Annotated in this window: 27 protein-coding genes and 1 pseudogene; 16 read left to right on the forward strand and 12 right to left on the reverse strand. The window is 74.0% G+C overall.

The features are described 5' to 3' along the window. Window positions 1-19: 19 nt before the first annotated feature. Genes QFZ62_RS09640 through QFZ62_RS09650 form a run of 3 tightly spaced genes read right to left on the reverse strand, consistent with a single transcriptional unit; the run spans window position 20 to window position 3124 of the window. Window positions 20-901: a carbohydrate ABC transporter permease gene (locus QFZ62_RS09640; RefSeq protein WP_307504839.1), complete on the reverse strand. Its 882-nt coding sequence runs from the start codon at window positions 899-901 to the stop codon at window positions 20-22. Further along, complete coding sequence (locus QFZ62_RS09645) at window positions 894-1883, reverse strand: carbohydrate ABC transporter permease (RefSeq protein ID WP_307504842.1); 990 nt, start codon at window positions 1881-1883, stop codon at window positions 894-896. The genes QFZ62_RS09640 and QFZ62_RS09645 overlap by 8 nt, the downstream gene beginning before the upstream one ends. Continuing rightward, complete coding sequence (locus tag QFZ62_RS09650) at window positions 1883-3124, reverse strand: sugar ABC transporter substrate-binding protein (RefSeq protein WP_307504845.1); 1242 nt, start codon at window positions 3122-3124, stop codon at window positions 1883-1885. Before QFZ62_RS09650 ends, QFZ62_RS09645 begins: the two co-directional genes overlap by 1 nt. 231 nt (window positions 3125-3355) lie before the next feature. Between QFZ62_RS09650 and QFZ62_RS09655 the strand changes: the two genes are divergently transcribed. Together QFZ62_RS09655 and QFZ62_RS09660 are read left to right on the forward strand one after the other, a co-directional pair. Then, complete coding sequence (locus QFZ62_RS09655) at window positions 3356-3901, forward strand: dihydrofolate reductase family protein (protein WP_307504848.1); 546 nt, start codon at window positions 3356-3358, stop codon at window positions 3899-3901. A 21-nt stretch (window positions 3902-3922) separates the two neighbouring features. Continuing rightward, the gene (locus QFZ62_RS09660) at window positions 3923-4084 is read left to right on the forward strand and encodes a hypothetical protein (protein WP_307504851.1); all 162 of its coding nucleotides are present in this window, start codon (window positions 3923-3925) and stop codon (window positions 4082-4084) included. 46 nt (window positions 4085-4130) lie between these two features. Here QFZ62_RS09660 and QFZ62_RS09665 read toward each other — a convergent pair whose 3' ends face one another. From QFZ62_RS09665 to QFZ62_RS09680, 4 genes are all read right to left on the reverse strand, one after another. Beyond that, complete coding sequence (locus QFZ62_RS09665; protein WP_307504854.1) at window positions 4131-4736, reverse strand: NUDIX hydrolase; 606 nt, start codon at window positions 4734-4736, stop codon at window positions 4131-4133. 50 nt (window positions 4737-4786) lie between these two features. Continuing rightward, entirely contained in the window at window positions 4787-5167 is a 381-nt protein-coding gene (locus tag QFZ62_RS09670; RefSeq protein WP_307504857.1) for a CrcB family protein, read from the reverse strand. Beyond that, window positions 5164-5655: a CrcB family protein gene (locus QFZ62_RS09675; RefSeq protein ID WP_307504860.1), complete on the reverse strand. Its 492-nt coding sequence runs from the start codon at window positions 5653-5655 to the stop codon at window positions 5164-5166. Before QFZ62_RS09675 ends, QFZ62_RS09670 begins: the two co-directional genes overlap by 4 nt. Before the next feature lie 88 nt (window positions 5656-5743). Beyond that, complete coding sequence (locus tag QFZ62_RS09680; protein ID WP_307504863.1) at window positions 5744-6016, reverse strand: hypothetical protein; 273 nt, start codon at window positions 6014-6016, stop codon at window positions 5744-5746. 200 nt (window positions 6017-6216) lie between these two features. Between QFZ62_RS09680 and QFZ62_RS09685 the strand changes: the two genes are divergently transcribed. From QFZ62_RS09685 to QFZ62_RS09695, 3 genes are all read left to right on the forward strand, one after another. After that, window positions 6217-6471 carry a DUF4287 domain-containing protein gene (locus QFZ62_RS09685; protein WP_307504867.1) on the forward strand — a complete coding sequence of 85 codons (255 nt, stop codon included), beginning with the start codon at window positions 6217-6219 and terminating at the stop codon, window positions 6469-6471. Window positions 6472-6530: 59 nt separating this feature from the next. Continuing rightward, the gene (locus QFZ62_RS09690; protein WP_307504870.1) at window positions 6531-7139 is read left to right on the forward strand and encodes a YdcF family protein; all 609 of its coding nucleotides are present in this window, start codon (window positions 6531-6533) and stop codon (window positions 7137-7139) included. A gap of 112 nt (window positions 7140-7251) precedes the next feature. Beyond that, entirely contained in the window at window positions 7252-8265 is a 1014-nt protein-coding gene (locus QFZ62_RS09695) for a LacI family DNA-binding transcriptional regulator (RefSeq protein ID WP_307504872.1), read from the forward strand. A gap of 40 nt (window positions 8266-8305) precedes the next feature. Here QFZ62_RS09695 and QFZ62_RS09700 read toward each other — a convergent pair whose 3' ends face one another. Next, entirely contained in the window at window positions 8306-9520 is a 1215-nt protein-coding gene (locus QFZ62_RS09700) for a Gfo/Idh/MocA family protein (protein WP_307504875.1), read from the reverse strand. A 170-nt stretch (window positions 9521-9690) separates the two neighbouring features. On the opposite strand from QFZ62_RS09700, the gene QFZ62_RS09705 reads away from it, so the two are divergent. Beyond that, window positions 9691-10236 carry a hypothetical protein gene (locus QFZ62_RS09705; protein WP_307504878.1) on the forward strand — a complete coding sequence of 182 codons (546 nt, stop codon included), beginning with the start codon at window positions 9691-9693 and terminating at the stop codon, window positions 10234-10236. Between the two features lie 16 nt (window positions 10237-10252). Here QFZ62_RS09705 and QFZ62_RS09710 read toward each other — a convergent pair whose 3' ends face one another. Further along, on the reverse strand, window positions 10253-10747 hold the full coding sequence (locus QFZ62_RS09710; protein ID WP_307504880.1) for a MarR family winged helix-turn-helix transcriptional regulator: 495 nt from the start codon (window positions 10745-10747) through the stop codon (window positions 10253-10255). Between the two features lie 226 nt (window positions 10748-10973). Here QFZ62_RS09710 and QFZ62_RS09715 point away from each other — a divergent pair. Beyond that, window positions 10974-11609: pseudogene (locus tag QFZ62_RS09715) on the forward strand (NADP-dependent oxidoreductase); the annotation flags it as partial. 179 nt (window positions 11610-11788) lie between these two features. Here QFZ62_RS09715 and QFZ62_RS09720 read toward each other — a convergent pair. Next, window positions 11789-12577, reverse strand: a complete 789-nt coding sequence (locus QFZ62_RS09720; protein WP_307504885.1) for a TetR/AcrR family transcriptional regulator C-terminal domain-containing protein — start codon at window positions 12575-12577, stop codon at window positions 11789-11791. Window positions 12578-12678: 101 nt separating this feature from the next. Between QFZ62_RS09720 and QFZ62_RS09725 the strand changes: the two genes are divergently transcribed. The 3 genes from QFZ62_RS09725 (at window position 12679) to QFZ62_RS09735 (ending at window position 15278) form a co-directional block, all read left to right on the forward strand. After that, window positions 12679-13515 (forward strand): PRC and DUF2382 domain-containing protein, encoded by an 837-nt coding sequence (locus tag QFZ62_RS09725; protein WP_307504891.1) that lies wholly within the window; start codon window positions 12679-12681, stop codon window positions 13513-13515. 165 nt (window positions 13516-13680) lie between these two features. Then, window positions 13681-14433 (forward strand): hypothetical protein, encoded by a 753-nt coding sequence (locus tag QFZ62_RS09730; RefSeq protein ID WP_307504895.1) that lies wholly within the window; start codon window positions 13681-13683, stop codon window positions 14431-14433. 410 nt (window positions 14434-14843) lie between these two features. Next, window positions 14844-15278, forward strand: coding sequence for a hypothetical protein (locus QFZ62_RS09735; RefSeq protein WP_307504897.1), 435 nt, complete (start codon window positions 14844-14846; stop codon window positions 15276-15278). Between the two features lie 71 nt (window positions 15279-15349). Here the strand turns inward: QFZ62_RS09735 and QFZ62_RS09740 are convergent, their stop codons facing one another. Beyond that, on the reverse strand, window positions 15350-16654 hold the full coding sequence (locus QFZ62_RS09740; RefSeq protein ID WP_307504900.1) for a sortase: 1305 nt from the start codon (window positions 16652-16654) through the stop codon (window positions 15350-15352). A gap of 284 nt (window positions 16655-16938) precedes the next feature. After that, window positions 16939-17676 carry a response regulator transcription factor gene (locus QFZ62_RS09745; RefSeq protein ID WP_307504903.1) on the reverse strand — a complete coding sequence of 246 codons (738 nt, stop codon included), beginning with the start codon at window positions 17674-17676 and terminating at the stop codon, window positions 16939-16941. A 393-nt stretch (window positions 17677-18069) separates the two neighbouring features. Here QFZ62_RS09745 and QFZ62_RS09750 point away from each other — a divergent pair, with 393 nt between their 5' ends. The 6 genes from QFZ62_RS09750 (at window position 18070) to QFZ62_RS09775 (ending at window position 22142) form a co-directional block, all read left to right on the forward strand. Further along, window positions 18070-18600, forward strand: a complete 531-nt coding sequence (locus QFZ62_RS09750; protein ID WP_373425974.1) for an RNA polymerase sigma factor — start codon at window positions 18070-18072, stop codon at window positions 18598-18600. After that, window positions 18597-19223, forward strand: coding sequence for a methylated-DNA--[protein]-cysteine S-methyltransferase (locus QFZ62_RS09755; protein ID WP_307504910.1), 627 nt, complete (start codon window positions 18597-18599; stop codon window positions 19221-19223). The genes QFZ62_RS09750 and QFZ62_RS09755 overlap by 4 nt, the downstream gene beginning before the upstream one ends. Window positions 19224-19294: 71 nt before the next feature. Continuing rightward, window positions 19295-19543, forward strand: coding sequence for a hypothetical protein (locus QFZ62_RS09760; protein ID WP_307504913.1), 249 nt, complete (start codon window positions 19295-19297; stop codon window positions 19541-19543). 8 nt (window positions 19544-19551) lie between these two features. Further along, entirely contained in the window at window positions 19552-20013 is a 462-nt protein-coding gene (locus QFZ62_RS09765; RefSeq protein WP_307504915.1) for a VOC family protein, read from the forward strand. A gap of 73 nt (window positions 20014-20086) precedes the next feature. Then, window positions 20087-21451, forward strand: a complete 1365-nt coding sequence (locus QFZ62_RS09770) for a TrkH family potassium uptake protein (RefSeq protein WP_307504918.1) — start codon at window positions 20087-20089, stop codon at window positions 21449-21451. Beyond that, on the forward strand, window positions 21444-22142 hold the full coding sequence (locus QFZ62_RS09775; RefSeq protein WP_307504921.1) for a TrkA family potassium uptake protein: 699 nt from the start codon (window positions 21444-21446) through the stop codon (window positions 22140-22142). The genes QFZ62_RS09770 and QFZ62_RS09775 overlap by 8 nt, the downstream gene beginning before the upstream one ends. The last annotated feature ends 1 nt before the right edge of the window (window position 22143 follow it).

Consider the following 22143-nt stretch of genomic DNA (forward strand, 5'->3'; position numbering starts at 1 on the left):
CGCGGCCGGGCGGGCCCGGTCACTTGACCGCGCCGCCCGTCGCGCCCGCCGCGATGAAGCGCTGCGCCGCGAGGAGCAGCACGATCGCGGGGAGCGACGCGAGCACGGCCGTCGCCATCACCGTGCTCCAGTCCGCGGTGTACGTCCCGATGTACTGGTAGATCCCGAGGGTGATGGGGCGCACGTCATCGGTCGTGGTGAGCGTGAGCGCGAACAGGAAGTCGCTCCAGGTGAAGAGGAACGTGAAGAGCCCGGCCGTGATCACGGCGTTGAGGCTCACGGGCAGCACGATCGAGCGGAAGGCCCGGAAGTTGCCGGCGCCGTCCACCTTCGCCGCCTCGATGATCGACGGCGGGATGTTCGCCATGAACGCCCGCATGATGAGGATCGCGAACGGGATGCCGGCCGTGGAGTCCGCGAGGATCAGGCCGGGGATCGAGTTGAGCAGCCCCACGTCGTTGTACGCGGCGTACAGCGCGTTGGCGACGACGATGCCGGGGATCATCTGCGAGATGAGGATCCCGAAGAGCACGATGTTGATCCACTTGAACTTGAACTGCGCCAGCGCGTAGGCCGCCGGCGTCGCGATGGCAAGGCTGAGCACGACGCTGCCGAGCGCGATCACGAGGCTCGTGCCGAGCGCCCGCCCCTGCTCGCTGAGCGCCGTCGCGTACCCCTCGAACTGCGCCTCGAACGGGAACCACGCGGCCTGGATCGCCGGGCCCGCGGGCTGCAGGGAGATGTTCACCATCCAGTAGACGGGGAACAGCATGAGGGCGAGGATCACGACGCCGACCACCGTGGAGATCCAGCTCCGCTCGGGGCGCGGGCGGCGGGATCCGACGGGGCGCGGCATGCGGCCAGGCGCGGAGGCGGCGACGCGGGCGGCGGTGTCAGTCATCGACGGCCTTCCTGTTCGCGCGGAGGTAGACCACCGCGAACACCGCCGAGATGGCGATGAGGATGTTGCTGAGGGCGGCGCCCGACCCGAAGTCGAACTGCTGGAACGAGAGCGTGTACGACTGCGTCGCGATGGTCTGCGTCGCGTTCGCGGGCCCGCCGTTCGTGAGGCCGAGGATGATGTCGAGCACCTTGATCGTGTAGACGACGCCGAGCACGAGCACCACGCCCACCACCGGTCGGAGCAGCGGCCAGGTGATGTGGCGGAACCCCTTCCAGCCGGTCGCCCCGTCGAGGGAGCCGGCCTCGTACAGCTCCGGCGGGATGTCCTGCAGGCCGCCGTAGAGGATGGTCATGTTGAACGGGATCCCGATCCACACGTTCACCGCGATCACGGTGATCAGCGCGAAGGCCGGGCTGGTGAGCCACGGCACCGGGTCCTGCACGAGGCCCGTGCCGAGCAGCGCCTGGTTGAGCACGCCCGAGTCCTGGTCGAGGATCCACTTCCACACCGCGCTCGAGACGATGAGCGGAAGCAGCCACGGCAGGAGCAGCAGCGCGCGGATCAGCCCGTTGAGCGGGAACGACCGGCGGAAGAACAGCGCCAGCACGAGGCCGATCACGAACTGGCCGGCGATGGACCCCGCGGTGAAGAGGAACGTGTTGAGGAGCGCCGTGGAGAAGATCCCCGACGAGAGCACGGACGCGTAGTTCGCGAACCCGACCCACGGCGCCTCGCCCGTGTAGAAGGTGGTCGTCGTGTACTCCTGGAAGCTCATGACGACGTTCTTCACGACCGGGTAGCCGAAGAAGAGCACGAGGTAGACGACCGCCGGCACCAGGAACATCGCCTGGAAGAAGCGCTCCCACCTCCAGCGGGGCCGGCGGGGCGCGGGCCGCGACGAATCCGTCGCGGCACCGGCGCCCCGGGCCCGTCCGGTCGCCTCGGCGACCGGACGGGCCGGGACGGCGGTCGTCGCCATCAGCCCTGCTCGGCGTTCTTCAGCGCGTCCTCCGGCGAGGACTGGCCCGTCAGCGCGGACTGCACGGCCGTGTAGATCTTGGTGGCGGCCTTCGGCCACTCCTCGCCGAGCTCGCCGGTGCGGGCGCGGGCGTCGGCGACGAGGTCGACGAACACCTGCTCCTCGGGCACCTGCTGGCCGAACTCCGTGGCGACGGCGGTCTTCGACGGGATCGTGAAGCGCTTGCTGGCCATGTCGAGCTGGTTCTCGTCCGAGTTGAGGCACTCGACGACCTTCGCGGCCACCGCCTGCTTCTCCTCGTCACCGGTCTGCGGGACGGTCCACACCTCGCCGCCGAGCGGGGCCACGGCGGTGCCGCCGGCCTCGGGCGCGGGGATCTTCGCGATGCCGTACTCGACGCCCGACTCGGTGAGCGCGGGGATCTGCCACGGGCCGTTGATCATCATCGCCGTCTTGCCGGCCATGAACTGGTCGTTGACGTCCGACTGGGTCCAGTTGACGACGCTCTGCGAGGCCGAGCCGTCCTTCACGAGGTCGGTCCAGAGCTGCAGCGCCTCCGCGGTCTCGGGGGTCGCGATGTCCTTCTCGTCGCCGCCGTTCGACCACATGAAGGGCAGGAACTGCCAGGTGCCCTCGTAGGTGGCGTTGGCGTCCATCGCGATGCCGTAGCGGTCGCCGTCCTTCAGCGCGGCGGAGGCGGTCTTCAGCTCGTCCCACGTCGTCGGCGGCTGGATGCCCGCATCGGCCAGCATCTGCGTGTTGTAGAAGAGCGCGATGGTGTTCACGGTGGGCGCGAGGCCGTACGTCTTGCCCTCGTAGGTGCCCGCGTCCACGACGCCCTGCGCGTAGCCGTCGGTGGAGATGCCGAAGTCCTCGAGCGGGGCGAGCGCGCCGGTCGCGGCGATCTGCTGCAGGTCGGGGTTGTCGAGCATGAGCACGTCGGGCAGCGTCCTCGACGACGCCTGCTGGAGCACCTTCTGGATGAGGCTCGAGCCGGGGATCGACGTGCGCTTGATGCTGACGCCGAGCGACTCGCCGCACTTCGTGAGCGTGGCGCCGATGACCTCGTTGTCGTTGCCCTCGTTGTAGTAGTCGGTGACGGTGATCTCCGAGGGGCTGCCGCCCGAGGAGGTGCCTCCTCCGCCGCCGCCGCCGGAGCAGCCGGCGAGGACGAGGGGGACGGTCGCCGCGAGGGCGACGGCGCCGGTGAGGCGGCGGCGGGCGGTGGATCGAGGGGACATCGCGGGGTCTCTTCCTTGAGGTGGCGGTCGGTCCGGGCCTCGACGACACCGTGATCCGCCAGCTCCGCGCGCATCCGGGAGGCGTCGTCGCGCACCCGATGGCGGCGACGCTACCCCGGATCCGTCCTCCTGTAAAGCGGTTAACCGGAAAGCTTGCGCCGCCGTGCCCCTGGACGCGGGGAGCCGGCGCCGGGATCATGACGAGCACACCGCGAGCTCGAGGAGGAGCCCATGCGCAAGCTCACCGCCGGTCTGTTCACGTCCGTCGACGGCGTCGTGGAGTCGCCGAACCTGTTCCAGGGCGACTACTTCGACGCCGAGCTCGGCGCGGGGATGGGCCGCTTCATGGCGCAGGTCACCACGGCCGTGCTCGGCCGGCACGGATACGAGGAGTGGTCGTCGCACTGGCCCGGTGCCCCGGCGGACGACGCGTTCGCCGCCTTCATCAACCCGATCGAGAAGCTCGTCGCCTCGCGGACGCTCAGCGGCGCGCTCGGCTGGAACGCGCGCCTCATCGAGGGCGACGTGGCCGAGGCGCTCACCGCGCTGAAGCGCACCGATGGCGGCGACATCGCGGTCTTCGCCAGCATCTCGCTCGCCCGGCAGCTGCTGTTCGCGGGGGTGCTCGACGAGCTGACCCTCATGGTCCACCCGGTCGTCGCCGGGGCCGGCCGCCGCCTGTTCGGGCCCGACGACCCGATGACGCGGCTGGAGCTCGTCGGCTCGGAGATCACGAGCCGGGGCAACGCCGTGCTCACCTACGCGCGGCGGGACTGACCGCACGCCGAGGCCCTCGAGGTGCGCGGCGAGGTCCGTACGACCAGCGCGGCCGGCGACTACGCCATCACGACCGACACCGTGATGGGCGCCGTGTCGAACGGGATCGGCAGCGACACGTCGTCGCCGCGCTCCTCCGTGCTCGCGACGACCATGGGCGACATCACGGTCGACGCGCGCTGACGACGCATCGTCCGCAGCCCCGCCGTGACGTCCGCTGCCGCGGGGGTCACGGCGTCGTCGCGTCCGCCTCGGCCGGCCCGAGCGGCGGCAGCAGGCCCTGCTCGGCGGCCGCCGCGCGGGCGATGAGCAGGGTCGGGTCCTCGACGCCGCCCGCGGCGATGAGGGCGTCGAGCTCGGCGACGGGCATCCGCACGAGGCGCACCTGCTCCGACGGGTCGGAGCGGTCGGCGGTGCCCGCGGTGGTCGGGGCGGTGCAGGCGAACACGTGGATCGGCCAGGACGCGCGGCCCGGGTTCACGGCGTAGGTGCGGAGGTGGCGGAGTTCCGACGCGACGAGGCCCAGCTCCTCCTCGAGCTCGCGGCGGGCGGCGTCGGCGGGCTCCTCGTCGGCGTCGCCCGCGCCGCCGGGGAGGTCGAGGATCCACCGCCCGAGCGGGTAGCGGAACTGGCGCGCGAGCAGCACGTCGTCGCCGTCGACGACCAGCGTCGCGACCGCGAACGGCACGCTCTCGTCCACCTCGTAGCGGGACGCGGACCCGTCCGGCAGGAGCACGTCGTGCTCGACGAGCGCGACGCGTCCGCGGTGCAGGTCGCGTCGGCCGGTGGTGGACCAGGGGCGCTCGGGCTCGGGCTGCGGATCGGCGCGCGTCATCCCGCGAGCCTAGAGCGCGTCCGGAGCGGCGCCCCCGAGCGCGGGCGCCGTCAGAGCCCGGATCCCACCAGGATCCCCAGGCCCGCCGCCGCGATGGCGACCACGAGCATCCCCACGCCGTTCGCGAGCGCGGCCCCGACGCGTCCGGCCTGCGCCAGCCGCACCGTCTCGAGGCTCGCGGTGCTGAAGGTCGTGTAGCCGCCCATCAGGCCGCCGCCGAGGATCAGGAGCAGGTCGTGCGGGAGGCCGGCCTGCGCGGCGGCGCCGGTGAGGAGGCCGAGCCCGAACGAGCCGGTGACGTTGATCACGGTCGTGCCCACCGGGTACGCGCCGCCCACCCGACCGCGGACCGCGCCGTCGACGACGAGGCGCAGGGCGGATCCCGCCCCGCCCGCGAGGCAGATGAGCGCGAAGACGAGCGGGCCGGTCACGACGGCGTCCCCGTGGCGCGGCCCGCGGCCGAACTGCGATGCAGCGCCGCCCCCGTCGCGATGCCGGCGACCGACGCCGCGGCGCCCCCGACGAGCGTGACGCCTGCGTACGCGAGCGCCGTGCCGAGCGCCGGCCCGGTGAGCACGGCCGCGTCAGTGGCGAGCGAGCTGTAGGTGGTGAAGCCGCCGAGCACGCCCGTGCCGACCAGCAGCCGGATCCCGCGGCGCCGCCCCGCGTCGGGCCCGCGCCGGGCGAGCGCCTCCAGCAGCGCGCCGAGCGCGAAGGCGCCGACCACGTTGATCAGGAGGATCGTCAGCGGGAAGCCCCCGGCCGGGGCGGGCCAGGTGAGCGCGAGCGCCTCGCGGATGCCGGTGCCCGCCGCGCCGCCGAGCGCGACGAGGCCCAGGGACGACCAGCGGAGATGGACGGGACGACCGGGGTCGACGTGCGCCGCGGGGAGGTCGAGCGGCGCGGCGTCGTCGGTCATGCGGTCTCCCCTCTCGGCGGCCGCACCATTGAACCACGCGCCCGGGGACCTCCCCGGGCGCGCGTGGGACGGCCCGGTCGACCGTGGCTCAGTCGAGGGCGTACAGGTCGAGGTCCATCCGCATCGGGATGGGCCAGGGCTCGGAGGCGTCCTCGTCCTGGCGCTCGTGCACCTCGAAGCGGACCGCGGAGCGGGGCGTCACGAGCACGGACACCTTCACGTTCCCGCTCGTGATGAATTCGACGAACTGCGATCCGGCGTTCGCGGCCGCGACGATGCGCTCCTTGAGCCGGCCGACGTCCTCGCCGTCCTCGAGCTGGAAGCCCTGCCCGTCGATGCGGATGGTGGTGGTGGTGTGCATGTGACCCTCTGTCGAGCTGCGCCGGGGGAAGGCCCGGCGTCCTGCCGGAGCACCACGGGGTCTGGGCGAATGCTCCGGATGCCGAGGCTACGCGGCGGGCGACGGGCGGTCACCCCCTTGACAGGGACGCCAGTGGTGACACCCGCGCCGCGGACCGGGCCGCCCTGGCGGGGACAGGCGCCCGCCGGTACCGTCGCACCATGAACGCCCACGGCATCGTCGCCCCGCCCCCGCCGCCCGAGGGGCGCAAGGCCATGGGCCCCGCCTCCTACTTCCCGAGCATCGAGCGGACCTACGGGCAGCCGGTCCAGCACTGGATCGACCTCGCCGACGCCCGCCTCGACGACGAGCCGCACATGCAGGTCGTCGCCTGGCTGAAGGCGGAGCACGGCCTCGGCCACGGCCACGCCAACGCGGTCGTCGCCTTCGTGAAGGCCTGTCGCGCGTCGGCCTGACCGGCGCCCGGCCGCCCGCACCCCCCGCGCCGCCGTCGGCGCGCCCGTAGCCTGGGCGCATGCGGACCCGTCGGATCGTCGTCGTCGCGTCGACCTCGCTCCTCGCCGCGGTCGCCGCGGTGCTCCTCGCGAGCGAGGGGATCCACCGGCTCGCCAGCACGCGCGGCCTCGGCCACCCGCCGAGCTCGGGGGGCCGCGAGGCGGTCGTCGTGCTCGGCTTCGGCGACGCCGGGCCGCGCGCGAACCGCGTCAACCGGTACCGCGTGCGGGCGGCGCTCCGCTCCATCGACCCGCGGGCCGCGTCCACCGTTCTGGTGCTCTGCGGCGGATCCGTGATGGGCGACGAGCCCGAGGCCCGGATCCTCGCCCGCTTCGCCCGCGACGAGCTCGGCTACCGGGGCCCGATCGCCCTCGAGGAGGACAGCCGGAGCACGCGCGAGAACGTCCGCAACGCGATCCCGCTCCTCGAGGACGCCGACGTGATCCGCATCGCCTCCGACCCCGTGCACGCGGAGGAGGCGCGCCGGATCCTCCGCGGCCTCCGCCCGGACCTCGCCGACCGCCTCGCGCGCGCCGAGGACTACCGCGTCGGGGAGGTCGCCTGGATGAAGCCGCTGGCCATCGCGGTGGCACTCCTCCGCCGGGCGCGGGACGCGTCCCGCGACTGAGCCGCCTGACCGAGCCGCCCGGCCGCGCCGCGTCGCGCGCCGGTCCCCGCTATACGCTGAGCAGGCGTCCGCCTGACGCGCCGCCCGACCGCGAGGAGCCGCCATCCCGACCATGCGAGAGGTCGCCGCACGCGCGGGGGTCTCGATCGCCACGGTCTCTTTCGTCGTCAACGGCACCAAGGCCGTCTCGGAGCCGACGCGCCGCGCGGTCACCGCGGCGATGCAGGAGCTCGGCTACCGCAACAACGTCGTGGCCCGCGCCCTCGCGAGCAAGCGCACCCGGATCGTCGCGCTGCTGTTCCCCGCCGACGTGCAGCGCCTCAGCCGCATCGCCCTGGACATCTTCATGAGCGCCGCGACGCGCGCCTCGGAGCTCGGCTACCACCTGGTGCTCTGGCCCACCGGCACGTCGCCCGACGACGTGTCCGACCTCGTCAGCGGCCGGCTCGTCGACGGCGTCATCGTGATGGAGGTGCGCCTCGACGACGGGCGCATCCGCGAGCTGCAGGCCCTCGACGTGCCGTTCGTCTCCATCGGCCGCACCGAGGACACGACCGCGCTGCCCTTCGTCGACATGGACTTCGAGCGCACGGTCGCCGAGGGCATCGACCACCTGCACGGCCTCGGCCACCGCCGGTTCGGGCTGATGGTGGAGGACCTCGAGGGCGGGCCCCTGCGCGGCTACGGGCCGACCACGCGCACCGAGCGGGCATTCCGGGCGGAGACCGCCGCGCGCGGGCTCCCCGCCGAGGTCGTCCGCTGCCCGCCGACGCCCGTGGGCGGCCGCGCGGCCGCGGGCGAGCTGCTGGCCGCGGACCCGGGCATCACCGCGGTGATGCTCCTCAACGACCAGGCCGCCCGCGGGCTCATCTCCGGGCTCGGCGAGGCGGGCCGGAGCGTGCCGGACGACGTGTCGATCCTGTCGCTCGCGACCTCCACCGAGGTGGGCGCGCTCGTCGAGCCGGCGCTCAGCACCATGGACGCGCCCGGTCCGGAGCTCGGGCGCCTCGCCGTGGAGACGCTCCTCGCCCGGCTCGACGGATCCGCCGACGAGCTGCCGCACGCGCTCCTGCCCTGCCGGCTGCACGTGGCCGCGTCGACCGGGCCGGCGCCGACCGCCCGCTGACGGCCGGAGCGCCCGCGTCGGCGGGCAGCCCGTGCCGGCGTCAGCTCCCCGCGGGGTCCACCGTCGTCCACGCGCTGCCGTCGGCCGAGCTGCGCTCCACCGCGTCGAGCACGCGCTGCACGCGGAGGCCGTCGGCGAACGACGGCTGCGGCTCGCGGCCCTCGGCGATGTCGTGGACGAGGTCGCGCACCTGGTGGCTGAACGCGTGCTCGTAGCCGAGGCCGTGGCCGGTGGGCCACCACGCCGCCGTGTAGGGGTGCTCGGGCTCGGTGACGAGGATCCGGCGGAAGCCCAGCCGGTCGGCGGGCGCGGTCGCGTCGTACAGCTCGATCTCGTTGAGGCGCTCGAGGTCGAAGGAGATGGCGCCGTCGGATCCGCTGAACTCCAGCCGCAGCGCGTTCTTCCGGCCGGTGGCCATGCGGGTCGCCTCGAAGCTCGCGAGCGCGCCCGAGGAGAGCTTCCCGGTGAAGTAGGCCGCGTCGTCGACGGTCACCTTCCCGCGCTCGCTCGACGCGACGCCGCCGAGGCCGCGCGTCTCGGCCAGCAGCGGGCGCTCCTCGACGAAGGTGCGGAGCAGGCCGCTGACCGCGTCGAGCGTGTCGCCGGTGATGAACTGCACGGCGTCCACGATGTGCGCGCCGATGTCGCCGAGCGCGCCGGACCCGGCCGCCTCCTTGTCGAGGCGCCAGGTCATGGGGCCCTCGGCGTCGGTCAGCCAGTCCTGGAGGTAGAGCGCGCGCACCTGGCGGAGCTCGCCGATCGCGCCCTGGGCGACGAGGTCGCGCGCGAAGGTGATGGCCGGCACGCGACGGTAGCTGAAGCCGACCATCGCGCGGATGCCCTTGGCGGCGGCCCTCTCGGCGGCCGCGGCCATGATCTCGGCCTCCTCGACCGTGTTCGCGAGCGGCTTCTCGCACAGCACGTGCTTGCCGGCCTCGAGCGCCGCGACCGCGACCTCGACGTGCGTGCTGCCGGGCGAGCAGATGTCGACGACGTCGATGTCGTCGCGCTCGATCGCGGCGCGCCAGTCGGTCTCGGCGCGGTCCCAGCCCCAGCGGTCCGCGGACTCCTGCGTGCGGGCCTGGTCGCGGCCGACGACGGACACCATCCGCGGCGCGAGCGACAGGTCGAAGAACGCGGGGGCGACGCGCCAGGCCTGCGAGTGGGCGGCGCCCATGAAGCCGTGGCCGATCATCGCGACGCCGAGGGCGCCTCCGGTCTCGGGGGCGGACGCTGCGGGCTGCGTGTCGGACATGGGACTCCTTCGTCTCCTACGGGGGTGCGGATCCGCGTGCAGGTGATTCGTTGCGGGTCGCGTCAAATGTACGGGGCGGCCGCCGGGCCTGACAAGGCGGCCGCCCGACCCCTCGACCCCGGGGCGACCGCCGTCCTAGGGTGGAGGCGACCCGGCCGGAGGGGGACGACATGATCCCGCTGGACTTCCCGCGCGACGTCGCCTTCATGGCGGCCGTGTTCGGGATCGCGACGTTCGCCTGGGCCGGTTGGGCGCAGGAGCGTCCGCCGCGCACCGCCTGGCGCATCGTGCTCGGCGCGCTCGCGCTGGTCGGCCTCGCCGTGGTGGGGCTCACGCTGCCCGCCGCCATCCGCGACTGGGAGACGCCGACCGCGCTCGTCGTGGACTCGGCGCCGTTCGCGGTCTACGTCGCGATGGTCGCCGTCGAGCTCGTCGCCGGGGGGATCGCCGCCGCCGTCCTCGTCCGTCGGGGAGCACCGGAGCTCGTGGCCCCCGTCATCATGATCGTCGTCGGGATCCACTGGATCCCCATGATCTGGGTGTTCCAGCAGCCCGTGCTCGCGCTCATCGCCGCCTGGTGCCTCCTGGTGGGGATCGCGGCCTTCCTCCTCCCGCGGGACCGGCAGGCGCCGAGCTTCTGGTGCGGGATCCTCGGCGCCCCGGCCCTGCTCGCCGTGGGCGTCGCGTGCGCCGTGACGTACGCCGCCCGGCCCTAGCCCGACCGAGGCGTGCTCAGCCCTTCCGGCGGCGTGACGCGGACCGCGGCGGCGCGGCGCGGAGGTGCTCGGTGACGCGGCCGAGGATCCGCGCGAGGTGGCCGGCGTCGGCGTCCGACAGCGGCGCGAAGAGGAGCCCGTGCACGGTCCGGATGTGCCCGGGGAACACGACGGCGAGCACCTCGCGGCCCGCGTCGGTGAGGGCGACCACGGTGCTGCGCTCGTCGTCCGGCGACGGCGACCGGGTGACGAGCCCGCGCTGCTCGAGGAGCTGCGCCTGGTAGGTGAGGCCGCTGCGGCTGTAGACGACGCCGTCGGCGAGGTCGGTCATGCGCAGGTGGCCGTCCGGCGCGTCGCCGAGCCGCGCGAGCAGCTGGAACTGGACGTAGCTGAGGCCGCCCGCGTCGCGGAGCTGCGCCTCGACGGCGGGGCGCAGCAGGCTGCCGACCTCCGTGAAGGCGAGGTAGGCGCCGAGCTGCGTCGGCGTCAGGGATCGGGGGGCGTCCGTCATGGATCCCATCCTAGGTGTTGCTTCGCATTCGAAGCAGTGTTAGCGTCGCGTCATTGCTTCGAACTCGAAGCACTAGACGAAGGGCAAGACCATGAAGGCAGTGCAGTTCCAGGAGATCGGCGGACCCGAGGTCCTCCACGTCGTCGACGTCACGGCGCCCGAGCCGGGTGCCGGGCAGGTGCGGATCCGCGTCGCCGCGTCGGCGTACAGCGCGGCGGACGCCGGCATGCGAGGCGGCTTCCTGCCCATCCCGATCCAGCTCCCGCACATCCCCGGCTACGACGTCGCGGGCACCGTGGACGCGGTCGGCGAGGGCGTGACGGGCGTCGCGGTGGGCGATGAGGTCGTCGCCTTCCTCCCGATGGAGCGCGACGGCGCCGCCGCCGAGCTGGTCGTCGCGCCGGCCGAGGCCGTGGTCGCGGCGCCCACGAGCATCCCGCTGGCCGACGCGGCCGCCCTGCCCTCGGTCGCGCTGACCGCGTGGCAGGCGCTCGTCGACGACGGCCGCCTCGAGCGGGGCCAGCGCGTGCTGATCGTCGGCGCCGGCGGCGTGGTCGGCAAGTACGCCATCCAGCTCGCGAAGCGCCTCGGCGTGCACGTGATCGCGACCGCCAGCCCCCGCAGCGAGGCGGCCGTCCGCGCCGCCGGAGCGGACCAGGTCGTCGACCACACGACCACCGACCTGCTCGGCGCGCTCGACGGGCAGGTCGACGTGCTGCTCAACCTGGCGCCGATCGAGCCGGAGCTCTTCGCGTCCTACGTCGCCGCGGTGCGCGACGGCGGCACCGTGGTGAGCACGACGGCCTTCATGGCGACCCCCGGCGACGACGCGCGCGGCGTGCGCGCGGCCACCGTGTTCGTCCGCCCGGACCGGGAGCGGCTCGCGGAGCTGGTGGCGCTCGTCGACGCCGGCGCGCTGACGGGTGGAGGTCACGCGGCGCATCGCGCTCGACGAGCTCCCCGCGCTGCACGCGGAGGCCGAGGCGGGGCGGATCGCCGGGAAGGTGATCGTCCTCCCCTGATCCGCTGCCGCCGGATCCGCTACTGCGAGAGCTCGCGGTCGAGCCGGTCGAGGAGCGCCTCGAGCGAGACCTCGAACTCCTCGTCGCTGCGGTCCTCGCTGAGCAGCTCGCGGAGGCGGCGCACCTCGGGCGCCGAGTCGAGGGTCATGCTGCCGTCGCCCTCGGGGATGGCCGCGCCGCCCTCGTCGAGCGGCTCCTCGGCGGGTCCCGCCTCCGCGCCGCGCACCACGGACTGCAGGAGGAGCTGGCCGAGCAGGAAGCTGCTGAACGCCCGGTAGGCGTTCACCGCCTGCGGATCCGTGAAGCCGTTGCGGGTGAGCGCGGTGAGGAACCGGTCGACGACCTCCACGCTGCGGAGCGGGGGCCGGAGCCAGGGCGCGGCCGGGTGCCGGGTCGCCACGAGCGGGAACGCCTTCGGGTGGTCGGTCGCGATCCGGCGCACCTCGTGCGCGACGGTCTGGAGGAACGCCTGCCAGTGCTCCCCCTGCGCCTCGTCGAGACGGGCGGTGAGGTGCCCCATCAGCGAGGCCACGATGCCCTCGAGGAGGTCCTCCTTGCCGTGCACGTAGCGGTAGAGGGACATGGCCTCCACGCCGAGCTCCTGCGCCAGCGACCGCATCGACAGGCCCTGGGTGCCGGAGCGGTCGATCTGCCCGAGCGCGGTCTCGACGATGAGCTCGCGGCTGAGCTTGGCCGCGGTCTGGCCCGTCCTGCTGGTCCTGTCGCGTGCTGCCACGGCGGGTGCCTCCCTGACGGGTGCGCGGTCGGGCAGCGCGGTGCTGGAGACGATCGCATCCGAGGGGTTCACGGTAGCGCGCCTTACGGCGTAAGGTCTGAATCGCGCTTACACCGTAAGCGACCCCGAACCCACGACACTCCGGCCACCACGCCGGGGATAGGAGCATCACCATGATCGACTCCCGCGACATCGGCAGCATCGTCGGCGCCACCGTGCACGACACGGACGGCGACAAGATCGGCTCCGTCGGCCAGGTCTACGTCGACCCCGACACGAACGCGCCCCTCTGGGCCACCGTCAAGACGGGCCTCTTCGGCACGTCCGAGTCCTTCGTCCCGCTCGAGGGCGCGGACTGGGATCGCGAGACCCTCACGGTCCGCTACGACAAGGCGAAGGTCAAGGACGCCCCGCGCGTCGACGCCGACGGCGCCCTCAGCGAGCAGGAGGAGGACGCCCTCTACGCGCACTACGGCCTCGGCGGCGGATTCTCCACCACCACGACGGGCGCCGGCACGCAGGGCCTGTTCGACCAGGACGAGCACGCGGGCGTCGACGGCGACCGCGACGTCGACCGCGACCGCGACCGTGACGGCGTGGTCGGCCACGACACCTCCGGCCCCACCACCGACGACGCGATGACCCGCTCCGAGGAGCAGCTCCACGTCGGCACCGAGCGCGTCCAGACGGGCCGCGCCCGCCTCCGCAAGCACGTCGTCACCGAGCAGCAGACCGTGACCGTCCCCGTCAGCCACGAGGAGGTCCGCCTCGAGCGCGAGCCCATCACCGACGCGAACGTGGGCGCCGCGACCTCCGGCCCCGACCTCTCCGACGAGGAGCACGAGGTCGTCCTCACCGAGGAGCGCCCCGTCGTCCACATGGAGACGGTCCCCGTCGAGCGCGTGAAGCTCGGCACGGAGACCGTGACCGACGAGCGCACCGTCACCGAGGACGTCCGCCACGAGGAGATCGAGGTCGACGGCGACACGGACGGCACCACCCGCCGCTGAGCCACCCGCACCACCCCGATGCCGGGACGACCGCCGGTCGTCCCGGCATCGGCCGGGCGGATCCCCGCAGCTCCGCCCGGCTGAGCACCCCCGCACCCCCGCACCACCCGCACCGCCTCCGCCGACGCCCCGCGTCGGCCCACCCGACCCTGAAAGGGCCACCCCATGGACTTCCCCGCCGTACTGCAGGACGGGCTCGCCGCGGTCATCGCGTTCGTGCCCCTCGCCCTGCTCTTCCTGCTCATCCTCGTCGTCGGCCTGATCGTCGCGAAGGTCATCTCGAAGGCCCTCGACAAGCTCCTCGAGAAGGTCGGCTTCGACCGCCTGGTCGAGCGCGGCGGCATCAAGAAGGCCCTCGCCGGATCCAAGCTCGACGCCTCCGACATCGTCGCGAAGATCGTCTACTACACGCTCGTGCTGTTCGTCCTGCAGTTCGCCTTCGGCGTCTTCGGGCCGAACCCGGTGAGCGACCTGCTCCAGGGCATCATCGGCTTCCTGCCGAAGATCATCGTCGCGATCATCATCGTGGTCATCGCGTCGGCCATCGCCGCCGGCGCCAAGGGCCTCATCCAGAACACCCTGGGCGGCCTCTCCTACGGGAAGCTGCTCGGCAACATCGTCGCCGTGTTCATCCTGTTCCTCGGCGTGACCGCGGCCCTCAACCAGATCGAGGTCGCGACGACCGTCACCACCCCGATCCTCATCGCCGTGCTCGCGATCATCGCCGGCGTGATCATCGTCGGTGCCGGCGGCGGCCTCATCAAGCCGATGCAGGCCCGCTGGGAGGCCATGCTGACGAAGGCCGAGGAGGAGGCCCCGAAGATTCAGCAGCACGCGAAGGACGCCCCGAGCGTGCAGCAGCAGGCCAAGCAGGCGCAGCAGAAGGCGCAGGACTCCTCGCGCCCCCGCCGCGCCTGATCCCACCCGCGTCCCCGGCCATCGCCATGCGCGCGGCGGCCGGGACGCACCCCGCACGCGACGACGGCCGGTTCCCCTCGGGGAGCCGGCCGTCGGTCGTGGTGCGGTCGCGCGGTGCCGTTGCTCGGCGGAGCGCATGCGGCGGCGGCGGCGGCGGCGGCGGCGGCGGCGGCGGCGGCGGCGGGCGGCGGCGGCGGCGGCGGCGGCGGCGGCGGCGGCGGGCGACGATCGCACGCCGAGCAGGTGGTCGACGACCGGATCTCCGCGGGGGCCCTGTCTCGTCGTGCCGATCGTGCGTCTTAGGTGCTGGCGCCATGGCTGTTCACGGGCAGAGCAGCAGGCCCGCGATCTCCCGAGGATGGTTCCCGCACGCGCACACCGGCGCGTGACATGGATGCTGGAGGAGAAGAATGACCATGATCCCACGTGCCCGATGCCGAATCGCGGCCGCGACCCTCGGCGCCACCCTCGCCGCCAGCCTGTCCCTTGCGGGGGCATGCGCCCCTGCGACAGCCTCCGCGGCGCAGGAGAGGCCGACCTTCACGATCATCGCGACCTCGACCGGCTCGGCCCCCAGCGTCGGGTCAGCGCGGATCACCTTGCGGGACGGCGAGACGCGCTGCGTCGTGATGAAGCGCACGACGAAGCCGGGCGACGGTCCGAAGTCGGGCACCGTAGTCAAGAAGGCCCGAATCCATCTCCCGATCACGAGGGCGACTGTCACGAGCTTCCGCGACGAGGGCTGCGATTCGCCCTACCCGCACACGACGGCAACGGCGCCTCTTGTGAAGGGCAAGGACACGATCATCGTGTCCACCGACCGGGTGCCGCAGATCAGCATCTGACCTCTCCGCTCCCGGAAGGCCGGCGGCCGGATCCATGATCCGGCCGCCGGCCGTTCTGTGGTGCGGTGCCGCTACTCCGCGGAGCGCAGGCGGCGGCGGGCCACGACGGCGCCCGCGCCGACGAGCGCCAGCAGCGCGCCGATCCCGCCGAGGCCGAGGGCCGCGGCGCCGTCGGTGCCCGTGACGGGCAGCGTGTCGTCGTGGTGCGCGGCAGGCTTCTGGATCGGCTTCGGGGCGGTGCCCGCGGGCTCGATCGAGGGCGCGGTCGGCGCCGGGGTGGCCGTGCCGGGCAGCGTGGGCAGGCCCGGGATGACCGGTCCGCCCGCGTCCGCGCCGGTGAGCTCGACGGTGCCGCCCTGCGTGAGGCCCGACTCGAGGCCCGCGACGGACACCCGGTAGGTGCCCGGCTGGACGTCGCCGAACAGGATGATCGGCTGCGCGAAGGTGCCGTCGACGTCGGCGCGCACGAGGTCCTTCAGCGACCGCGTGCCGACGCCGACGCCGCTGTTCGCGTCGCTGATCTCGATCACGCGGCCGTCGGGCGCGGTGACCGTGACCTCGACGGCCTCGTAGCGGAGGTAGCCGGTCGCGGTGATCTTCAGGCCGCCGAGGATGCTGGTCGCCTCGGTGACGGAGATCGGCGAGATGGTCGAGAACGACGCCTCGGCGCGCACGAACGGGCCGACGGGCGCCTCGGCGAAGCGCACCAGGCCGCGGATCTCGCCCGTCACGGTGAGGTCGAGGCCGACCTGCGTGAGCGTGACGCTCGCGGTCCGCGAGCCCTGCAGGAGCTCGGTGAAGCTCGCGGGGAACGCGTACGTGCCGTCCTCGCCGACGATGCCGATGCCGGCGATCGACCTGACGCCCACGGCGTTGAAGTAGCTGGCGGTGACGATGCTGCCCGCGGTGCCGGTGCCGGCGAACGGCACGGCCTCGTTGATCGGCAGGGCGACGCCGCGGTCGGGCGTGGTCCAGGTGAAGGGCAGCTCGACGACGGGCGCGGTCGGCTCGAGCGTCGGGAGGCCGGTCGTGGGCGCGCCGGGGGTCGCGGTGCCGGGGGCCGGGGCCGGGGTCTCGACGGGCGCGTCGTCGACGGGCGCGGTCTCCTCGGGGACCTCGGTGGGCGCGGGCGTCGGGGTCGCGTCCTCGGCCGGGGCCTCGACGGCGGGGGTCGGGGTCGCGACGGGGGTCGGCGCGGCGACGGGCGCCTCGGCGGCCGGGGTCGCCTCGGCCACGGGCGCGGCGGGGACGGTCTCGGCGTGGGCGGCGGGCGCCATCGCGAGGGGCAGGATCACGAGCGACGCCGAGAGGCAGGCGCCCGCGGCGGCGCGGCGGAAGGACCGGCCGCGGCCGGCGGCGGGGGTGGGACGGGTCATGACATCTCCAGTGGTGCCGACCGCGCGTCCGCATGGTGCTGTGCTGCGGCCGTGCGGGAGTGGGGTCTGCGTTCCGGGGTCTCGGGAACGCCGGGGGAGGATCTGCTCCCCACCGCGACTGTAGGGAATCCCGCTACTCACCTGGGGAAATATCCGGCGCCGTGTGACGCGTGGGACGTGCGAGGCCCGGAGTTGCGGGGGTGACACGCGGGACCGACCCCCGCACTGGGGGTCCGAGGGGCCGGCTCCCGGGATCCGGAGCCGGAAGCCGAAGCCGCCCGGCGTCAGACGACGGGCGCCAGCACGAGGTCGTCGCCGGCGACGGCGACGAGCACGGCCTGGTCCCGGCCGACGGCTCGGCCCGTCACGGACGGCAGGTCGAGGAGCGCGCGCGGCGCCACGACGCCGTGGCCCGCATCGGCCAGCCGGTGCGCGAGCTCGCGCCGCGGGAGGCGCCGCGTCGGCTCCTCGGCGAGCGCGCGCACGACCACGAGGTCCATCGGATCCAGGTCCAGCGGCACGCCCGCGAGCCACGCCTCGCCGGACACCGGGTCGAGCACGAGGTCGCCCGCGGTGACGAGGGCGGGCGCCAGGCCGCGGCGGCGGAAGAGCTCGCGGAGCGTGTCGACGACCTCCTCGAGCCCGAACGGCTTCGTGACGTAGTCGTCGGCGCCCGCCCCGAACGCGGCGAGCCGGTCCTCGAGCGAGTCGCGTCCGGTGAGGAACAGCACGGGCGACGCGACGCCCGCGCGGCGCAGCTCCGCCACCACCTCCACGCCCGAGACGTCGGGCAGCATCATGTCGAGCAGGATCGCGTCCGGCGCGGCCTCGACGGCGGCATCGATCGCGGCCCGACCGGTGGCGAAGGCGCGCACCTCCCAGCCCTCCATCCGCAGCGCGAGCGACAGGAGCTGCGTGATGGGCGCCTCCTCGTCGACCACGAACACGCGGAGCGCCCGGGGACCGGGGCCGGGCAGGGCCTGCTCGTCGTCACGGGCGGCGGGGCTCACGGTGCCGGTCATGCGGATCCTCTTCCGTCGGGGGGGCGTCGCCGCCGGCCCGAGGGGGCGGGCCGGCGGCGGATGCTCCTCGCGGAGCGCGCCTCCTCGCGGGGACGCATCCTCGCGGAGCGGCGGCCGGGGGTGGGCCGCTCCCCCATCCTCGCGAGCGGGGAGGGCCGGGGCGTCATCCGGGGGGACCGTCACGGGTAGTCCCTACGGAGTGCACGGGCGGAGCACCGGGGACCGCGAGGAGGCGCACGGCGCGTCCGCAGGCGCGCGCCGCGGGACGGACGGCGGGACGCACGGCGGCCGGCCGGACGCCCGCCTACCGGCCCGGGCGGCGGATCCGCGAGACTGATCCGCACGCCGACCTCACGGATCACCCCGCCCCGGCGTCTACCCGGTGTGGAGATGATGCAGCCGTTCGACAGGGTCGTGACCGAGCACGGCGCCGTGGTGCTCCGCGTTTGCCGGGCCGTGCTCGGCGGGCACGCGGATGCCGAGGACGCGTGGTCGGAGACGTTCCTGTCGGCGCTCCTCGCCTACCCGCGGCTCGGGCCGCGCGCCGACGTGCGGGCCTGGCTCGTGACCATCGCGCACCGCAAGGCCCTCGACGCGATCCGCGCCCGCGGCCGCCGCGCGCTCCCCGTCGACGAGGTGCCCGAGCGGGTGTCCGACCTCGGCGTGCCCGGATCCGACGACCCGGACCTCTGGCGCGCGGTCGCCGCCCTGCCCGAGCGGCAGCGGCTGGCGGTCGCGTACCGCTACCTCGGCGGGCTGCCGCACGCGGAGGTGGCCGCGATCGTCGGCGGCAGCCCCGAGGCGGCGCGGCGGGCGGCGGCCGACGGGGTCGCGAGCCTGCGCCGGACGATGGGCGCGGATCCGCCGGGCGGCGAGCGCGCAGCCGCATCCGCACCCGCCGCGACCGCTGGAGGACGACCGTGACCGACCCCGACGACACCACGCCCTTCCCCGACGCCGACGCCCTCGAGCGCACGGACCCGACCGCGCCCGCGCTCCACGCGCTGCGCCTCCGCCTGGCCGACGCGGCCGAGGACCGGGGCGCGCTCGACGTCGGCTTCACGACGATCGACTCCCCCGTCGGCCCGCTCCTGCTCGCCGCCACGGAGCGCGGCCTGATCCGCGTCGCCTACTCCCGCGAGGACCACGACACCGTGCTCGGCGACCTGGCGCGGCGGCTCGGTCCGCGGATCCTCCGCGCCCCGAAGCGCCTCGACCAGACCGCCCGCGAGCTCGACGAGTACTTCGCCGGCCGCCGCCGCTCCTTCGACCTGCCGCTCGACCGCCGCCTCTCCACCGGGTTCCGCGACCGGGTGCAGCAGCTGCTGCCGGGCATCCCGTACGGCTCGACGCGCACCTACCGCGAGGTCGCCGAGACCGCGGGCAGCCCGGCGGCCACGCGCGCGGTCGGCACGGCGTGCTCGACGAACCCGCTGCCCGTCGTGATCCCCTGCCACCGCGTGCTCCGCTCCGACGGCACGCTCGGCGGCTACATCGGCGGGCTCGCGGCGAAGACGACGCTGCTGGAGCTGGAGGGGCGCATCTGACGCGCGCGGCGCCGGCGGACGTCCCCCGTGAGGCGGACGCGCGCGGCGGCCCCGATGCCTAGCGTGGGGCCATGGACGACGAGCGGACGCCGGCCGATCCCGCGGGAACCGAGGACGACCCGGACCAGAACACCACCCTCGGGATCGTGTTCGGCATGCTCGGGCTGGTGCTGATGCTCACGCTCGAGGACACGCGCGTGGCCGGCCTGCCGTTCCTGGTGCTCGGCGTCACCTTCTTCGTCATGGGCATCCGGACCGCCGCGGGGAAGCGCGACCGCGCGGCGACGGACGGCGAGCAGCCCCCGCCGCCGGCGGCGTAGACAGGGCCATGCCCTCCTCGTCCGGCCACCCGCGCCTGCTGCAGACCGTCCTCGACGCGCCGGATCCGCGTCGCCTCGCCGAGTTCTACCGCGAGCTCCTCGGCCTCCGGTACCGGCCGGGCGACGAGCCGGAGGCGACTGGCCCGGATCCGGACTGGCTGGTGCTGATCGGCGAGGACGGCAGCCGCCGCCTCGCGTTCCAGCTCGCACCCGGCATGCCCGCCCCGAGCTGGCCCGAGGGCTCGCCGCCGCAGATGCTGCACCTCGACCTCACCGTCGGATCCGCCGCCGACCTCGAGCGGCAGCGCGCCCGCGCGGTCGCGCTCGGCGCCGAGGTGCTGCGGGACCGGTCGGCGGATCCCGACGAGCCCCTGTTCGTGCTGCGGGATCCCGCCGGGCATCCGTTCTGCGTCTTCGTCGCGCCGGCGTCCGCGGGCGCGGCGCCGTCGTCGGGGGCGGCACCCCCGTGAACGGCCGATGACGAGGCCGTCCGCTCCCGCCCACGGGCACGGACGGCTCCCCGCGTCCCCGTAGGGTGAGCGGATGCCCGAGCGCCCGCCACCGGCCACCCGCGGCATCCGTCGTCAGCTGCTCCGGCCGGCCCAGGCCATCGTCGCCGCGTTCGCCGGCGCCATCCTCATCGGGACCGCCGTGCTGATGCTCCCCGTCGCCAAGCAGGGGCCGGGCGGCGCGAGCTTCGTCGAGGCCCTGTTCACGGCCACGTCCGCCGTCTGCGTCACCGGTCACGTCGTCGTCGACACCGCGACGTACTGGACGCCGCTCGGCCAGGTGACCATCCTGCTGCTGATCCAGGTCGGCGGCTTCGGCATCATGACCTTCGCCAGCGTCATCGGGCTCGCGGTCGTGCGGCGCATGTCCCTGCGCTCGCGGATCACCGCCGCGGCCGAGGCGCACAGCACCGGCCTGGGCGACCTCCGCGGGCTCCTGCTCGGGGTCGTGCGGATCACGCTGGTCGCCGAGGCCCTCGTCGCCGTCGCGCTCGCGCTCCGCTTCTGGCTCGGCTACGGCGAGCCGTTCGGCCGCGCGGCCTGGCTGGGGGCCTTCCACTCGGTGTCGTCGTTCAACAACGCCGGCTTCTCGCTCTTCAGCGACAACCTCGTGTCCTACGCGACCGACCCGCTCGTCTGCCTGCCGATCGCAGCGTCCATCATCGTGGGCGGGCTCGGCTTCCCCGTGATCGTGCAGCTGCGGCGGCACCTCACGCTGCCCCGCGTATGGACCGTCACGACCCGGCTGGTGCTCGCCGGCACGCTCGCGCTGCTCGTCCTCGGCACCGTCTACATCACCGCCATCGAGTGGTCGAACCCGAGGACCCTGGGCGCCCTGGACTGGCCCGGCCGGATCCTCGCCGGCTTCTTCACGTCCGTCCAGACGCGCACCGCGGGCTTCAACAGCATCGACATCGGCGCGATGGACCCCGCGAGCTGGTTCGGCATGGACGCCCTGATGCTCATCGGCGGCGGCCCCGGCGGCACGGCGGGCGGGATCAAGATCACGACCTTCGCCGTGCTGTTCTTCATCCTCGTCACCGAGCTCCGCGGCGAGCGCGCGGTCAACGTGCTCGGCAAGCGGCTCCCCCGCTCCGTGCAGCGCGAGGCCATCACCGTCGTCCTCCTCGCCGTCGCGGTCGTGGTCACCGCCACCGTCACGCTGATGCTGATCACCGACGTCAGCACGGACCGGCTCCTGTTCGAGGTCGTCTCCGCGTTCGGCACGGTCGGGCTGTCCACGGGCATCACCGCGGACCTGCCCACGGCCGGGCAGCTGATCCTCGTCCTCCTGATGTTCATCGGCCGCCTCGGCCCCATCACCTTCGCGACGGCGCTCGCCCTGCGCCCGCGCCGCACCACCTACGAGCTCCCCCAGGAAAGGCCCGTCATTGGCTAGGTTCCCCTCCTTCGTCCGGTCCCCCACCACGCGGATAGCGCAGGCGGACTCCGTCGCCGTCATCGGCCTCGGCCGGTTCGGCAGCGCGCTCGCGCTCGAGCTCATGGCCAGCGGCGTCGAGGTGCTCGGCATCGACGACCGGGAGGAGGTCGTGCAAGACCACGACGGCCTCCTCACGCACGTGGTGCGCGCCGACGCGACCAAGGAGGACGTGCTCCGGCAGCTCGCCGTGCCCGAGTTCGACCGCGTGGTGGTGGCCATCGGCGGCGACCTGCAGGCCAGCATCCTCACGGCGTCCCTGCTGCTGAAGCTCGGGATCCCGACCATCTGGGCGAAGGCGGTCAGCGAGCCGCACAGCGAGATCCTGGGCCAGCTCGGGGTGCACCACATCGTGTCGCCGGAGAAGGACATGGGCCAGCGCGTCGCGCACCTGGTGCGCGGGGCGATGGAGGACTACATCGAGATCAGCCGGGACTTCGCGATCGTGAAGACCACCCCGCCGAACGCGATCCTCGGGATCCCCATGTCCGAGACGCGCGTGCGGGCGACCTACGGCGTCACCGTCACGGCGTTCCACCGGCCCTCCGCCGGCTGGACCTACACGAGCCTCGACACGGTCCTGCAGGAGGGCGACATCGTCCTCGTCGCCGGCGCCCCGGACCGGGTCGAGGCCTTCAGCCAGCTCCGTTGAT

Source organism: Clavibacter sp. B3I6, assembly GCF_030816895.1.
Classification (GTDB): domain Bacteria; phylum Actinomycetota; class Actinomycetes; order Actinomycetales; family Microbacteriaceae; genus Clavibacter.